14 protein-coding genes are annotated in these 15,675 nt (G+C 50.2%); 5 read left to right on the top strand and 9 right to left on the bottom strand.

Annotation, left to right across the window (positions count from 1 at the left end; genetic code table 11):
* Positions 1–32 precede the first annotated feature (32 nt).
* Positions 33–914 carry a DMT family transporter gene (locus tag JG50_RS0104440; RefSeq protein WP_033099914.1) on the top strand — a complete coding sequence of 294 codons (882 nt, stop codon included), beginning with the start codon at positions 33–35 and terminating at the stop codon, positions 912–914.
* A 55-nt stretch (positions 915–969) separates the two neighbouring features.
* Here JG50_RS0104440 and JG50_RS0104435 read toward each other — a convergent pair whose 3' ends face one another.
* Positions 970–1,905 (bottom strand): 1-phosphofructokinase family hexose kinase, encoded by a 936-nt coding sequence (locus JG50_RS0104435; protein WP_033099913.1) that lies wholly within the window; start codon positions 1,903–1,905, stop codon positions 970–972.
* A gap of 126 nt (positions 1,906–2,031) precedes the next feature.
* On the opposite strand from JG50_RS0104435, the gene JG50_RS0104430 reads away from it, so the two are divergent.
* Both JG50_RS0104430 and JG50_RS0104425 read left to right on the top strand, forming a co-directional pair.
* The gene (locus tag JG50_RS0104430; protein WP_033099912.1) at positions 2,032–3,060 is read left to right on the top strand and encodes a tagatose 1,6-diphosphate aldolase; all 1,029 of its coding nucleotides are present in this window, start codon (positions 2,032–2,034) and stop codon (positions 3,058–3,060) included.
* A 173-nt stretch (positions 3,061–3,233) separates the two neighbouring features.
* Positions 3,234–4,487: an LOG family protein gene (locus JG50_RS0104425; protein ID WP_033099911.1), complete on the top strand. Its 1,254-nt coding sequence runs from the start codon at positions 3,234–3,236 to the stop codon at positions 4,485–4,487.
* A gap of 58 nt (positions 4,488–4,545) precedes the next feature.
* Here the strand turns inward: JG50_RS0104425 and lgt are convergent, their stop codons facing one another.
* A complete protein-coding gene (gene lgt / locus JG50_RS0104420; protein ID WP_033099910.1) occupies positions 4,546–5,334 on the bottom strand; it encodes a prolipoprotein diacylglyceryl transferase in 789 nt (262 codons plus the stop codon).
* A gap of 153 nt (positions 5,335–5,487) precedes the next feature.
* Positions 5,488–6,519 (bottom strand): CgeB family protein, encoded by a 1,032-nt coding sequence (locus tag JG50_RS0104415; RefSeq protein ID WP_052153993.1) that lies wholly within the window; start codon positions 6,517–6,519, stop codon positions 5,488–5,490.
* A 262-nt stretch (positions 6,520–6,781) separates the two neighbouring features.
* Here JG50_RS0104415 and JG50_RS0104410 point away from each other — a divergent pair, with 262 nt between their 5' ends.
* On the top strand, positions 6,782–7,612 hold the full coding sequence (locus tag JG50_RS0104410) for a 5'-nucleotidase, lipoprotein e(P4) family (RefSeq protein ID WP_033099936.1): 831 nt from the start codon (positions 6,782–6,784) through the stop codon (positions 7,610–7,612).
* A gap of 304 nt (positions 7,613–7,916) precedes the next feature.
* On the top strand, positions 7,917–9,452 hold the full coding sequence (locus JG50_RS18650) for a protein kinase domain-containing protein (RefSeq protein WP_052153992.1): 1,536 nt from the start codon (positions 7,917–7,919) through the stop codon (positions 9,450–9,452).
* Positions 9,453–9,537: 85 nt separating this feature from the next.
* Here the strand turns inward: JG50_RS18650 and JG50_RS0104400 are convergent, their stop codons facing one another.
* The 6 genes from JG50_RS0104400 to JG50_RS0104375 form a co-directional block, all read right to left on the bottom strand.
* Complete coding sequence (locus JG50_RS0104400) at positions 9,538–10,896, bottom strand: sulfatase family protein (protein WP_033099909.1); 1,359 nt, start codon at positions 10,894–10,896, stop codon at positions 9,538–9,540.
* A gap of 105 nt (positions 10,897–11,001) precedes the next feature.
* Positions 11,002–12,393, bottom strand: coding sequence for an alkaline phosphatase family protein (locus JG50_RS0104395; protein WP_033099908.1), 1,392 nt, complete (start codon positions 12,391–12,393; stop codon positions 11,002–11,004).
* Positions 12,390–12,944, bottom strand: coding sequence for an adenylyl-sulfate kinase (cysC, locus tag JG50_RS0104390; protein WP_033099907.1), 555 nt, complete (start codon positions 12,942–12,944; stop codon positions 12,390–12,392). Before cysC ends, JG50_RS0104395 begins: the two co-directional genes overlap by 4 nt.
* Positions 12,945–13,059: 115 nt before the next feature.
* Entirely contained in the window at positions 13,060–14,016 is a 957-nt protein-coding gene (locus JG50_RS0104385; protein WP_033099906.1) for a CgeB family protein, read from the bottom strand.
* Positions 14,017–14,020: 4 nt separating this feature from the next.
* A complete protein-coding gene (locus tag JG50_RS0104380; RefSeq protein ID WP_033099905.1) occupies positions 14,021–14,770 on the bottom strand; it encodes a glycosyltransferase family 2 protein in 750 nt (249 codons plus the stop codon).
* Positions 14,721–15,671 (bottom strand): glycosyltransferase, encoded by a 951-nt coding sequence (locus JG50_RS0104375; RefSeq protein WP_033099904.1) that lies wholly within the window; start codon positions 15,669–15,671, stop codon positions 14,721–14,723. Before JG50_RS0104375 ends, JG50_RS0104380 begins: the two co-directional genes overlap by 50 nt.
* Between the last annotated feature and the right edge of the window lie 4 nt (positions 15,672–15,675).

The following is a 15,675-nucleotide window of genomic DNA, read 5'->3' as shown; positions in this document are numbered from 1 at the left end:
TTCCATTTGGAAACAGAAAGGTTCGAGCGACTATGAATTGGCGAAATCTGTCCCTTTTATTCTCTCTGGCCGCTTTGTGGGGGGCTTCCTTTTTATTCATGCGGATTGCTGCACCGGTGATCGGCCCGATATTCCTTGTTGCCCTCCGCCTTGGATTCGCTTTTCTGGCCCTGTTCCTCTACGGTCTGGTCATTAAAAAAGGGCTTGGATTTATCGGCAGCTGGAAAAAATATATTGCTCTGGGAGCGGTAAATGCGGCGATTCCGTTTGTGCTGATTTCGTTTTCTGAAGTATACCTGCCCGCTTCGTTCGCGGCCATTCTCAATGCAACCACCCCGTTGTTTTCTGCGGTGATCGCCCGCATCTGGATTAAAGAACCGTTAAACGCAAGAAAAATCCTCGGCCTTATTACCGGTTTTATCGGCGTCATCGTTTTGGTGGGCTGGACAACGATCCAGCTTCACTGGCAAACCGTTGTCGCGATCGTCAGTTCCTTGATGGCCGCTTGTTTTTACGGGATCGGTTCCATTTATGCCAAGAAAAATTTCAACGCCACCCCTCTGGAACTCTCCATCGGCCAGATGTTCGGTTCTGCCGTGGCCATCTTGCCTTTTGCCTGTTTTACCATACCCGGGCAGATTCCATCGATGGCCGTCATCTGGTCCGTCCTGGGATTGGCCCTCCTTTCCACCGCCTTTGCGTACTTGCTCTATTTCCGGCTGTTAAAAGAGGTTGGTCCGACCCAGACCTTGTATGTTACCTTTCTCGTTCCGATCTTCGGCTGCATCTGGGGAGCGATCTTCCTCCGGGAACGAATCGGACTGGCCACCTGCTTCGGACTTTGTTTGATTATTTTCAGCATTCTTCTCTTGACGAACCTGCCGCTTGGAAGAAAGAAAAAAGTGCAGGCCTGACTTCTGGCAAACCTCCGTCCTTCCGGGGAGACGGGGGTTTTTGTTTTTATGCCAATCAATCCATCTCCTCCGCTTCGACAAGTCCGGTGAGAGCATTCAGATCCGCATCGTCCGGAATCCCCGGGTACGGATTCATGGCGTTGGCCGCGGCACAAGCAACCCCCAGTTGCAAAGAAGGCCTGATTCTCTTTGTTTGCACATACCGCGAAACAAATCCGCCCAACAACGTATCGCCGCAGGCAATGGGGTTAACGGCCGCGACCCGCGGGGATTTCAGGAAAAAGCACTCCGTTTGACCGGCGTAGAGCAGACCTTCTTTTCCCAATGTCACTACCATGTGTTTCACGCCTTGATTTATCCAGTTTTTCATTTCCTGCAATATCGTCCGGAGATCCGCATTTTCAGCCACTCCCGTCAGTTCTTGAAACTCTTCCAAATTGGGCTTGACGAACCACGGATTTACCCGCATCGCCTCTTGAAGCGCCTTTCCGCTCGTATCCACAATAATTTTTACGGATTTTTCCGTCAATTGTCTGGCCAGTTCGGCATAAAAGGAACTGGAAACACCGCCGGGAAGGCTTCCGGAAAAGATCACGATGTCACCTTCGCGGATGTCGGAATAAAGCTTCTGTTTCAAGTCGCTTTGTTCCTCCCCGCTCACTTCCGGCCCGGGTTCATTGACGACGGTAACCCGGCCGTTTTTCTGTTCTACGAAGATGCTGCAAATTCTCGTTTCCCCTTTGATTTTGGTCAAACGGTTGAAAATTCCCGGCATCCGGCAACCTTCCTGCACCAGCTCTCCCGCCATTCCCCCAACAAATCCGTAGATCGCCACAGCCATCTGAAAATGGCGGCAGGCACGGGCCACATTTAACCCTTTTCCTCCGGGAACAACACGGAAATCGGTGGCCCGGTTTACCTCATCATAGCACAATTCCGGCAACAGAATCGTCCGATCGAGAGCGGGATTTGGACAGACGATGCGAATCAATGCATTCACCTCGCAAGGATGGATATCTTTGCAAAATTTTCCTCTGTATATTACATTAATAATATATTGATAATTAACGATCAATTCTTAATTTATTGAATAATAGCCCGATCGGGAGGGAACGCGATGGGTCGCCTGATGACCGAAGAAAAGTTTTCCTTGCTCTGCTCACTGGCCAATGAACGGGGAATTATTACGGCTACGGCGATGGATCAACGCGGATCACTGAAAAAGGCACTGGCTCAGTACAGTCAAAACGAGGTAACGGAAAAACAGCTCATTGCCTTTAAAACCTTGGTCTCGGAAATCCTTTCTCCCCATGCGAGCAGCATCCTGCTCGATCCCGAATACGGATGGCCGGCCGCGAAACAGCGCGCTGACAATGCAGGACTGATCATGGCTTACGAGCAAACCGGGTACAGCGCAGAAGACGAAAACCGCATGCCCGATCTGCTCCCCGAGTGGTCGGTTCTGCGCTTAAAACAGAGAGGAGCACAGGCGGTAAAACTGCTCGTTTACTATGATCCCGATGACCGGGAAGAAATCAACACCGTCAAGCAGGCGCTGATTGAACGGGTGGGCCTGGAGTGCAAAGCGTTAAATCTTCCGTTCTTTTTGGAACCGTTATGTTACTCCCGGCACATTCCCGACAGCAAGGGCATCGAATTTGCCAAAGTCCGCCCGCACAATGTAAGGAAAATGATGAAGGAATTTTCACGGCCGGCATACCATATCGATGTCTTGAAAGTGGAAGTGCCCGTAAATGTCCACTATGTGAAAGGACTGAAAGCGAACGAAGGCCATCCCGTCGCATACACTCTGGAAGAAGCGAAAACACTGATGCAGGAAGCCGCCGCAGCCGCCGAAGTGCCTTTTATCTTTTTAAGCGGCGGGGTGACGGATGAAGTTTTTATCGAAACCCTTGAGTTCGCCGGTGAAGCACAGATTCCCTTCTCCGGTGTTCTCTGCGGCCGCGCCTCCTGGCAAGACGGCATTCCCGTCTACGCCCGCCATGGGGAAGCAGCCCTGCGGGAATGGCTGTTAAACGTGGGAGTAAAAAGAGTGCAGAAGCTGAATGACGTGTTGCAAAAAAATGCCGTCGCCTGGTGGAATGTTTACGGAGGAAAAGAACGGTTAAACATTGTTGCCGGTTAATCCGTTGAAGAAGAGATGACCTGTGAGCGGCTTCCGTCAAAGATGCACCGGTGCCGGTATATTTTTTCTCACTTCGGCCATCATAGTACAACGGAAAACTTAAGGTTCAGCTGTCACGTAATTTCTCACCCCTTGAAAAAATCAAAATCGGCTAAAGTGAGGGTGTTTTTCCTGTGAAAAATGAGATCGAACTTCACGGCACCGTCTTTTTTGAACCGGCCACAGGAACATGGATCAGCTCCGGAACGGGATGGTGGATCGAAAAAACTTCGGGGCCTCACGCCAAAATCAGATTTGAAGAACGAATCAAATTTGCAAAAAATTTGGCCGACCCGCTGAAAACAAACAGCTACAGCCTATCTCTCAGCAACATCAGCCAAAACGGTCAGGTTGATGCTTACAATATCGATGAAGACGGATTTATTCTCAGATGGAAAGATTATTCCGCGGCCCCGTGCATCGCTTCTTTCTCTGTCGCCGGCAGCAAAGTCTCCTATGTGCCCAATGACCGTGCCCTGAGCAATGAAGACAGCGTGGCGGATATCTATGCCGCCGGGCTGTTGTTTGATTACGAGGCCAAGTACGGGGTTGTGACTGTCATGGGATCGGCCAGCATTTCATCTCACGAAAAAATCGACACCAGTCTGGAGATCCTGGGCCAGCACGGGAACAACTGGAAATCGGCGCTGGAAAATGAGCAGGACGAATTCAGCCGGCAACTTCTGCAAGACAAACTGGGCCGGCTGCAAGTCAGAATGGACCGGCATCGGAAGATCAAGGAAAAAAGCGCCTCCTATTGGTATTCGGCCAAAAAGTTCGGCGAATTGTGGGGCAGGTATGCGGCGACGGAACAAGAGAAAGCGTTAGGTGGTTGCTATGTGCCTGTCTGTACGGGAGGAGGCCCCGGCATCATGCAGGCTGTCGCAGAGGGAGCGAGAAGCCAGAACGCGCATGTCATCGGGATTGACTGTCAGTTTGGCTATGACAATTTTTTCAACCTGCGCGACAGTTATTCCATTTACTCCAATCAACGGCTCAGAATGAACAATTTCTCCATCCGCGAAGGGGTCCTGATCAATTACTCCCACGTGATCCTGTTCTGGCCAGGCGGCTACGGCACTGCTTGGGAAGTGTTTGAAACCTTGTCCAAAATCTCCACCAAACATCTGAGAAGACACCGGACAAAAGTGATTTTTGTCCACCGGGAATATTGGGAACCGCTCTTCCGTTTAGTCGACCACATGCGGGAGTTCGGCACAATAAACAGCTATGGTGACCGAATCAAAATCCCCGGTGTGGATGACCGGTTGCCGGATGAAGCTTATATCGCCGAAGTCGTCGATACGCCCGAAGAAGCCTTTGCCAAAACGCGGGCATTTGTCGAAGAGCTTTACCGGCGGAATCAGCTGACCTTGCGCAGTTATTAGGATAAAAAACAAAAAGCGAAACACAGGGGTGCACCTGCGTTTCGCCTTTTTATCGCGATTAATTGTTTTCCGCTTTCCTGCGGCTGGCCAAAGCGAGGTAAATTCCCGCCAGAATGGAAATGAGAATGACGATGGCCGCCGTCCATTGCGCCGCTGTCCAGTGAAAAAGATAGCGCGGCGAATCCCCCCGCAGCATTTCCAGACAAAAACGGCCGGCATTGTACAAGATGCTGTATAGGAGGAAAAGATAACCTTTGGGCATCTTCTTCTGCATGAGGATGAGAAGCAGGGCGAAGATGATCACATCCATCTGCCCTTCCCACACTTCGGCCGGCCATAGCGGCTGATCCCCGTAAGTAGCCCGGGCCACGGTCCCCTCGGGATAAACCAGCCCGAAGTCTCCCCCGGTCGGGTCGCCAAAGGCATCTCCATTCATCAGGTTGGCGTCCCGGCCGATGCTCTGGCCCAGAATGAGCCCCGGAGCGCACAAATCAGCCAATTCCCAGAAAGAAAGCTGATGCTTGCGCACATACCAGAGGCCGACCAGAAGCGCCCCGACAACACCGCCCTGAATCGACAAGCCTCCATGCCAGATGGCCGGAATCTCCCATAAATTATTTTTATAATAGCCCCAGTCAAACAGGAAAACATGCCAAAATCGCGACCCGATGATCGCGCCGAACAGAACCGGAACAATCATATCAAGCAATGGCTCGATTAGATGATCCTTTTTTTGCAGTTTGGCCAGGGTCACCGTCACGCCGAGGCCGAGCAAAATCGCCAGCAAAAACAGGATGCTGTAGGAACGGATCGGAAAGGAACCGATGTGCCCCAAATATTGGTGCAATGTTTTCTCCTCCTTCTTTTACCTGGATCAAGGTGCCACGATTGCCTCGTTTCCCATATTAACACAGTGCCGGTCCCATTCTCATCCTTATTATTTGATCTGCCCGCCACAAACGGCTTCCGGCTGCAATCACAACTTATGTTCAAGCCGATTTCACAGACGCGCCGGCTTCGAACGGATCCCTTTTAATTGCGGATGGTTTCGCAACAGATGGAGCAGGAATTTCAACCGCATCACATAGGTGTGATCCTTCAGTGTACGGCGGTATGCGTTGGCCGCCATCTCCTCTCTCTCTTCATCATGGTGCAGGTAATAGCGGATTTTTTTCCGTAAATCATTTAATCCGCGGAATGTAGCCATTTCCGTTTGGGGATCGTATAACTTCTGCATGTCCTCGCGCCATGTGGCCAGTTGGAAGGCCCGGCAGGCCGCGATTTCAAACGTGCGGTTGTTGGGAGTGTGCGCCGGGATGTTTAACGGATTATCCTGACGGTCATTGGATGTGCGATGTATATTAAGTACAATTTTTGCACCATTGTAATATTTGACGACTTCCGAAGGGGGAATCGGCCGGTTATGGATACAGGCTTTCAGTTTGTCGTAGTTTTTCAATTTCTCCCACCACTGTCCGATGATCACCGTTTTGTGCCGCAGCAACAGCGGTGTCAATGTATCGAAAAAGTGGATGCGGACAGGGAAAGCGCTGCCGACAAAACAGATGTCGGACCGATATTTTTCCGGGACTTCCTGCGGGCAATATTTGTCCGGATTTACGGCCAGCGGGAGGTGAACTGCCGGTTTCCCTCTGTTTCGATAAAACCGGACGCTGTTGCTGTCCTGAGTCACCACAAAATGATAAGGCTTTACCAACTGTTCATGTGTCTTTAACCGGTAGGGATCATCCACCACCCAGACTCCGATCGGAATGCGGTATGAGCGCAACCGGGTGACTACTGACGCAGGCAGATTCGCTCCCCGGAAGGATAAAATCACATCAGGCCGGAAATTGCGAATCCGTGAAAAAAGCAATGAAGGATGCTCACGACGCAGCAAAAAGGAAGAGAAACGGAAATTGGGGAGGCTTTTTTCCATCTGGCGAAAAGCTTGAATGATGTTTTGATCCTCATCGGACAAATGATTCTGGAATGAAAACCCACATCCCGAAGAAATATAGAAAAGGCGCATTCATCTTCGTCCCTTTCCTTTCTATCTCATAAGCTAACATCATTTTATTTTCCCGCCACTCAAAAAGTGCGCTCCATCCTTGAAAATCCTCTTTTGTCCAGGGGTTCCCCTTCTTGCTTGTAATTCGCGGCCGGGGCAGAGATCCAGAAATCTCTCTTGGTGTCTCCTATCATCTTATGCTAATATTCACAAGTATCCTATAATAAAGAGAAGAAATTCAATATATAAAAAAGACGCCCAACTTGTGAAGGAGGTCAACATGATCAGCATGAAACAGCTCATTACCGCGATGGCCGCCTTTCTGGCACTTGGTCTGACCGCCTGCAACTCTTCCCTTCCTGCACAATCCGCAACTCCCCCCAAGGCTAAACCGGCGGCGACAATCAGCAGCCAACAGTTGTTATCCGACCTGTGGTTTCAGACTTCCGGGGAAGCAAAAGCGCTGTATTACCAGGGTTACAATATCGGAACGATGAGATTGGATCAGGCTCTGGACAAAGGGACAGAGAAAAAGCCGGCTGTCGTCCTGGATTTGGACGAGACGGTATTCGACAACAGCCCCTACCAGGCGTATACGGCAAAAGAGAATAAAGAATATCCCGACCAATGGGACAAATGGGTTGCCAGTGCCAAAGCAAAAGCACTGCCGGGTGCAATTGATTTTCTCAACCATGCCGACAAAAAAGGCGTTGATATTTACTATATTTCCAACCGGAAAGAATCGCAGAAAGAGGCGACGATCAAAAATCTTCAACTCATCGGCGCCCCGCAAGCGACGCCTGATCACGTTCTGTTGCAACAGCCGGAAGAGAAAGGGAAAGAAAACAGACGGCAGCAAGTTGCCAAAAATCATCAGATCCTGTTGTTCTTTGGCGACAACCTGAGCGATTTCAGCGGTTTTGAAGGAAAGGAGCTGACCGAAAGAAACGCGATGGTGGAGCAAATGAAAAGCCAGTTTGGCGACAAGTTGATCATCTTCCCCAATCCGATGTATGGCGATTGGGAAGGCGCCATCTATCATTTTGACTATAGTAAATCGGACGAAGAAAAAGATCAGCTCCGACGCAATCATTTAAGCGAGTTCCAACCTTAACTTTCCTCGTCCGGCCCGCAATGCATTTCCACAGAAAACCAGCCGATTTCCTTCGGGACTGTCCGGCTGGTTTTCGTTTTTAAAACACGCTGCCACCCGGATGCCTGATACGATCCCACCTGAATCCAAGGATTACCTGTATCGCGAATTGTCGCATTCTTAATCTATATAATTTTATTAACAAAATGAATTTCGCTGACAAATTTTTTACTATTTAGAAAATCGAGTCGCAAAATTATATATTTTTCAAACAGTTTATGTATAATGTAGAGGTGTAAGCTATTTAAGAAAAAGGTGATGCCATTTGGAAGGAAAGCAGTTGGGTGGAAGGTATGAAATCCTTCAACACCTGGGCGACGGTGGCATGGCAAGTGTTTACAAAGCTAAGGACGTGCTTTTGAACCGGCACGTGGCCGTTAAAGTATTAAATGACCAATTAAGCAAAGATGAAGGATTTGTGAACCGTTTTTTACGCGAGGCGCAAATGGCCGGAAAAATGTCCCATCCCAATATTGTCAATGTCTACGACGTGGGACAGGAGGCACAAACTTATTACATCGTCATGGAATTTGTCGAAGGGCTTACCTTGGACGAGCTCCTGCGGATGCGCGGCCCTCTTCCCGCTGCCGAAGCGATGAAAATCGCCATGCAGATCTGTGACGGATTATCTCATGCGCACAAACACGGGATCATCCATCGTGACATAAAACCTCACAATATCATGAGCACACCGGACGGCCGCTATAAGATCATGGATTTTGGCATCTCCCGCCTGCTCGGTGCAACGACGCACTATACAAAAACGGGAACGGTTCTCGGCTCCGTCCATTATCTTTCTCCGGAACAGGCATCCGGTCATAAGGTAAGTTATATGTCCGACTTGTATTCGTTGGGCGTGGTTTTGTATGAACTGGTGACCGGACAAGTTCCGTTTGATGCCGATGAAATTGTGGCCATTGCATTGAAGCATATACAGCAGCCTGTTCCTGATCCAAAATCAACCAATCCACAGTTGCCCGACCCATTGTGCCACATCATACATAAAGCGCTGTCCAAAAAGCCGCAGCACCGTTTTCAATCAGCCGACCAAATGAAAAACGCCCTCCGGGAAGCTTTGCATGGCACATACCAGCCGGAAATTCCTTCGACAGACCGTGCAGGGGTGCAACGGCCGGCCAAAGCGAAGAATGAGAGAAAAGTGTTGCTGAGCGGTTCTCTCCTGTTTGTCATCATCCTGCTGTTCTGTTTGGGGTTCAACTTTGTAAACACCGATAACAACCCCCGTAAGCTCGGGGTAATCGCCGCTCCGTTTATCAATAATGAGGACACACAAAAAGTGGCAGAAGCCGCTCATAAAAAAATAAAATTTTCCGAAGAAAAGCCAAAGCACAAAACAATTGATGATCCAAACGAGACCAAACCGCAGCCGAAACAAGACGATGTGGATCCCCCTTTTTCGGACAAAGAGCCGCAAGCCCCCAAACCGCCTGAGGCCTCGCCACCCAAAAATCCGGACAACGACCAGGAACAAGATCCGCCACCTGCCCCGCCGCCGGAGGAACAAATTCCTGCGGTCAAGTATGTCGTGATCGCCGGCAAATTTGATAAACAGGAAGATGCGCAAAACCGGGTTAATCAGTTGAAGGAAAAAGGAATCGACTCCCGACTCTATCAGAAGAAGGAAAATGGACAAATCGTTTATTATGTAAACGCCGGCATATATGACAAACGGCCCGATGCGGATGCGAAAGCAGAACAAATCCATCAAGCCGGCTTCAGCGATGCCTACGTGAAAGAGATACGGACGCGATCGGGTCATCCCCCGGCAAACAGATCTTGACACACGGATCAACACCTTGCGAAAGGAAACTTTCCTCACCATGTACAAGGAACCCACCTGATCTTGCAGATGGGTTCCTTCCCTTTTAATACCCGAGTTCGCTTAAACGCTGTTTCACTTTCTCTTCATCCGCCACTGTCGCGCGGTGCAGTTTGACCTTTACCCCTTGTGCCAACGGATCTTTGCGCCTGTATTTTTGCAGCATTTGCTTCACCCATCGCTCCATCTGTCCCCTCAATTGTTTCGCCACCTGGGGATGTTGTGCGATCACATTTTTTGTTTCACCCCGGTCTTTTTTCAAATCATACAATTCCCATTTCGGATTTCCGTAAACATCCTTCTCATAGGAGCGGATCAGTTTCCAGCGCAAGGTTCGGATCGAGCGCTTCAGCTGCCAGTTGGCCTCACAGGAAACGACAAAGGGGCGAATCTGCTTCACTTTTCCCTGAATCAACGGCAACAGTGAACGCCCGTCAATCCTGCCGATCCCTTTCGGCTTCCTGATCCCGGCCAGATGCAAAACAGTGGGGAATATATCCGCATGCTGACAAAGAGGAGTAATGCGTTTATTCTTGGGCAGCCGTTTCGGGTAAGAAATGATGCAGGGAACATGAATTGTCGGTTCGTACAATCCGTGATGATCAAAGTAGATCCGGTGTTCCCCCAAACTTTCCCCATGGTCAGCGACTGCGATCAGCAACGTCTCTTCCAGCGTCCCCGTCTCTGACAACACCTTGATAATATCTCCGATCGAGTCATCCACCTGCTTCACGCTGCCATCATAGCGCTGGCGAATGCTGCTGGCCGGGAGACCGCTTTTATTGTATTTGTTTATAAAACTCCACAGTGGTTCCCGCATCACGGCTTTCAGGGAAGGTTCCTTCCGCACTTCCGAGACCGTGGCAGCATGCTTTTCAGCCCATTTGGCATAAGGCGGTTCCGGCATATAGGGGTAGTGCGGGTCCCAATAATGTAAAAACAGGAAAAAATCCGGTTCATGTGCGTGTTTTTTCAACCATGCGACCGCTTTTTGGCTGACCTCCCGCGCGGGCAAAGTCAAATGCGTTTCCTTATCCTCCGCCGGATCGATATACGTTTGGTATCCTTTTTTAAACCAGGCGCTGTTTTTGCCGGTGATGCGGTGATTGCAATCAACTGCGGCGGTCGTATAACCGTGTTTTTGCAAGATTTGCGCCAACGGAACCAACCGCGCGGGAATCGGAACGTGCTTCATATTGACAATCCCGTGCTGATGCGGATTTTTTCCCGTCATAATCGTGACGAACGAACTGCGGGTTACATTGTTTTCCGCGATCATGTTCTCAAACAAAACTCCCTGTTTCGCCAGGGAATCCAGATGAGGAGTGAGAGACGGTTTCCGGTTGTTGTAGCATCCCAAACGATCAGCTCTAAGCGTATCGATGGCAATCAAGACGATTTTCATCATCTCACCTGCCTTTAAGGTCGTTTCCCTTTTCTTAGCATATGAGTAACTGTCCAATTCGGTGTCGTTCCACGGGAATAGGCATTGGTTAGTTTTGCAGGCCGGCTAAACCGTCACGGCTTTTCCGCGCATTCCCGGCAGCGGCTTCAGACCGAATTGGGCGAGCAGGGTAGGCGCCACATCGGTAATGCGGATCGTTTCCAATCTGCCAGCCGAACCCGTTCCATTCCCTTTTTGTGTCATGATAAAAATGCCTTCATAATCATGGTTGGCTCCATCCGGTCCCGTATCATTTTCATAGATATAAACCTTGCCCAATCCAATTTTGCCGACGGAACGCCAGTAAAGGTCACCAAAATAGATGAGCAGATCGGGAGGAATATTTTTGGTGGCAACATAGCGTTTTTCCGGCCGGATCACTTTGGTGTGAAGCGGATTTCCTTCTTCATCAGTCAATTTTTTCAACTTTTGCACGATTTCTTTTCGCAGGGAGGGCAATTTTCCCGGAGGAATGATGCCTTGCGGCTCCCGGCCTTTGACGTTGAAACACAACCGGCCGTAATAGCCGCCGTAACCCCAGGCAACCGTCCTGCTCCAGTCGACGAGATCCGCAGAAAGCTCAGCCGGTCTGTGCACGGGTTTCCTTAATGTCAAATAGCCTTCCCGGATCAGCCATTCATTGATGCAAAAGCCGCCGTCCATCCGTTTCGCCCCATGGTCAGAGACGACAAAAATCCGCGTCCCTTCCGGAACCTGGTCAAGAAGTTCCCCGATCTTTTGATCGACAAAACGATAGTAATCCAATATCGCATTTTGATAAGGGGACTCTTGATAAAGCACATGGCGATCGTCCATGTATTGCCAAAAAGCGTGATGGATACGGTCGACCCCCATTTCGACCATCATCATAAAATCCCAGGGTTTATTGTTGATAAGCCAGCGGGCAGTATTGAAACGGGTGTCCGTCATCTGGTAGATCTGTTCAAGCAAGTCATCTCGCGGGCTGGTGCGAAAATTTTTCACATCGAAGCGATATTCTCCCACTTGTTCCTCGATCTCCCGTGCCAGTGAGGCCGGATAAGTGTAGGTTTCTGCATTTTCCGGTGTTAAAAAACAACTGATCAAATGACCGTGGATCGGTTTTGGCGGATACGACGGCGGAACTCCGATGACAATCGATTGATACCCGTTCTTCCCCAATATATCCCAGACACACGGCTCCTTTAACGAACTGCTGTCCACAATATGGATATCGTCATAGTCATGGCTGTTGCGGTTGCGAAAACCGTAAAACCCCAATTGCCCCGGATCTTTTCCCGTCATCATCACCGCCCACGCCGGCACGGTGATCGGCGGGTCGCTGCTTCTCATGCGTGCGAAAACGCCGGTATTGATCAATCGTTTCAAATGAGGAAGCACATTGAAATACCGGTCAAATACCAACGACGGCTCAGCGCAATCAAGTCCGATGACGAGAACTTTGGGCCGGGCCGTCATCCTCTCTCACCCGCCATCCGCGCCAGCAATCCTTTCTGCTCCAAAAAAGCAAGGACGCGATGCTTGCTTTCTTCCGGCGATTCCCGATCTGTTTCCAAAACCAGATCCGGATTGTCCGGTTCCTCAAAGGGATCATCCACTCCGGTGAAATGCTTGATTTCCCCGGCCAGCGCCCGTTTGTACAATCCTTTGACATCCCGGCTGATACAACGGGAAAGGGGGCACTTCACATAAACCTCCAGATATTCGGCAATGTTTTGGCGGCAATAATCCCGCATTTCCTGATATGGCGTGATAAAGGATGCCAGTACGATCACGCCATGTGTATTTAACAGATGGGCGATAAAAGCAGCCCGCTCGACATTGCGGAAACGGTCCTCCCGTGAAAAGCCCAAATCTTTGTTGATCACTTCTCTGAGCAAATCCCCGTCCAACAGTTGCACTTTCATCTGTTCCATTTGTTGCAAATGATTGGCAACCAGTCGGGCAACAGTCGTTTTTCCTGCCCCGGAGAGGCCCGTCAGCCACAAGGTAAAGCCTGTCTGTCTCATCCCTTCACCTCCGTTTCGGACTAATATATGAAAAAAACCTCCCTTCTGAAACGCCCTTCGCCCAGAATGGAGGAAGTTTAAGGAATGAAAACGGCCAGCCGATTCAAAGCAAATTTCACCTCACCAGTTTCAGTATTTGTCGCAGGCGGTTTTCATACTGATGCTCTTTTCGCGTTCGTTCAAAAGCACGGTGGGCAATCTTTTGACACAAGTGCGGCCGAGGGAGGTAAAAAGCGATTTTTTCCTTCAGCTCTTCCAGCGTCCGGTACGTAATGATTTCCTTTCCGGGCTGAAATAGCCGGCCCAGATCTTTTCTTTCATCCACCAATTGAAACGCCCGGCATGCCGCAATCTCAAACACCCGGTTATTCGGCGTGTCTGCCTTCACCTGATGCGTATTTTTTTGCAAATACGGATCATCATACGAGCGATGAATATTGAGAACGATCTTCGCGCCGTTGTAATATCTTCGTACTTCGTCCGCTTCCACCCATCCCCGGCGGACGGAAATGTTGGGCAGGTGCTGAAGGCGATACCATCCAGGACCGACCAGTCTGGTTTTGTAACGGAAAAGAAACGGAGACAGCTTGCGCACACCCTGCAATCGATTTTGAAATGCAGAGCCCACCAGCGCCAGATCACTGCGATAGCCTGAGGGAACCGTCTTTTCGGGATAATAGAGTTGGAGCGGTGCGGCCAGCGGCAAGTGAAATACCTGTGCCCTGGTTTTCTGTTTATACAGGGGGACAGCCTGGCTCTCATTGGTAAAAATCAGGTCAAATGCACCGGCTGTTTGCAAAGAGGAATCAATCGCATAAGGATCGTCTGTATACCAGATCGCCTTGGGAACGGACAGATCCTGAATCCAGGCGGTTTCTTCCGGGCCCAGCCTTTCACCGAGCATGGCCAGTACCAGCCGGGGATCAAAGGGGCGCCGCTTCCAATCTTTTGTCAAACTTCCCGGCTTCAGCCAAAACAGCTGGTGTTCCATTTTTTTTAAAGCAGAGACAATGGCTTGATCAATCACGGAAAAAGGCTTTTTGACCGCGGACGGAATATAAGCGATCTTCACCCCGTCATCCCTCCCCCTCGGGAATCCGCTGCCACTTATCAATATAATAGCGCCGGTTTTGCGCCAGAATTTTGCGAAACTCATCATAGCCGTTTTTTCTGAAACTGGTGCTTCCGAAATGGTGAACATACGTATCCCCTGCCACCACCAGCCGGTAACCTGCCTGGCGCACGCGGTAACAATAATCATCATCCTCATAGGTTCCCAGACCAAAGCGCTCATCGAGCAAACCCACTTTTTGCAGGACTTCCCGCGGATAAACCAGGCAGAAACCAGATAAGCGAAGCGTGTCCCGCCAGCGATCAGGGTCAGTCCGATTAAACTGCCGGGAAAAGCGGAGAATTTTATCCACCGATCGCAGCGAAACGGCAATTTTTTGTTCAGGGATCACGCGGTTGGACACCGGGCCCACCAAACCGATCGATGAATCGCTCCGCAAAACATGGAGCAATTGAGTCAGCCAGCGGTACGACGGAAGCGTATCGTTATTGAGCCAAACCAAATACTCCCCCTTCGCCCTTTCCAGCCCCTGATTGATGGCGGCTGCAAAACCACGATTCCAATTATTTCGGATCAGGCGCAGAAACGGATACTGCCGGATCACCTCAGGGACTTTGGATGAACCGTTATCCACCAGAATCACTTCGCAGCTCTCCCTGGTAAACTTGCGGATCGCCTCAAGACAGCGGCAAGTCATTTTCCATTCATCTTTGTTCGGAATAATGATACTCGCGGTCGGTTTTTGTGCTTGCATCCCACTTCGCTCCAATTGTTTTTTGCACCAAATCATGCCCGTTTTGCCGAAATTGCTCCAGCAGCCCCGGATTGCGTGCCAGTTGGCAAAAGTAGTGGCGCAATTCCCTGAAAATGTTTTTTTTATCAAGCAATATTCCTGAATGAAGATGTTTCACCCATTCGCCGTGATCCCCGGTGTCATCCGTCATGACGGGAATCCGTTGGTACAAGGATTGAATATGGAGCGGTGCCAGGGACTGGCCAAATCCGCCAACCGTCAGCAACAGATCGGCAGCCAGCCATAATGCTTTCTCCTTCACCCGGCCGGAATGGACGGAAACAATCCGGTTCTTGGCAAATGAAGTGCGATCAGTGACCCATATCGCCTTAAACCGGCCATTCTCCTTTAATGCTGCCTGCAGTGCCTGAAATAACGACAAGCGGAAAGAAGCGGGAACCAGATTTTCGTCCACCCAGACGCAAAGACGTTCACCGGTGCGGAGCAGTTTGCGCGCCGCCTTTCTGCCGGTCTTTCCCCTTTGCATCGCACGAGGCAGCGGATGAACCACCTTCGCTTGAACCCCGTTCCGGCGAAATATCGTGCCAAACGAAAGCGACGGGACTTGAACTTCATAAAGTTTAAGCAGGGGGAAAACCTTGCGTGCGGGCAGGCGATCAAAGGAAATCGTTACAGGAGATGATTGTTCCCGGCAGAGCTGCAAAACAGATTCGGGCGGGTTGTGCAAATGGAAACAGCCCGCTTCGGATTCCCTGAAGCGCATCGCCATCTCTTCGGCGGTATGCACGGAGAAGTGAACGGTTTTATCTCCCGACGGCGGGATAACTGGAAAACGGGCGGGCTGAAACGAGGGCGCAATGGATGATAAAAGGATCAAAACCGTTTGTTTAGCCTCCTCCATCTTC

Source organism: Thermoactinomyces daqus, from assembly GCF_000763315.1.
In the GTDB taxonomy this organism is placed as follows: Bacteria; Bacillota; Bacilli; order Thermoactinomycetales; family Thermoactinomycetaceae; genus Thermoactinomyces_A; species Thermoactinomyces_A daqus.
Note: the sequence above shows the minus strand (reverse complement) of the source record. Positions and strands in the feature narration are given on the sequence as shown.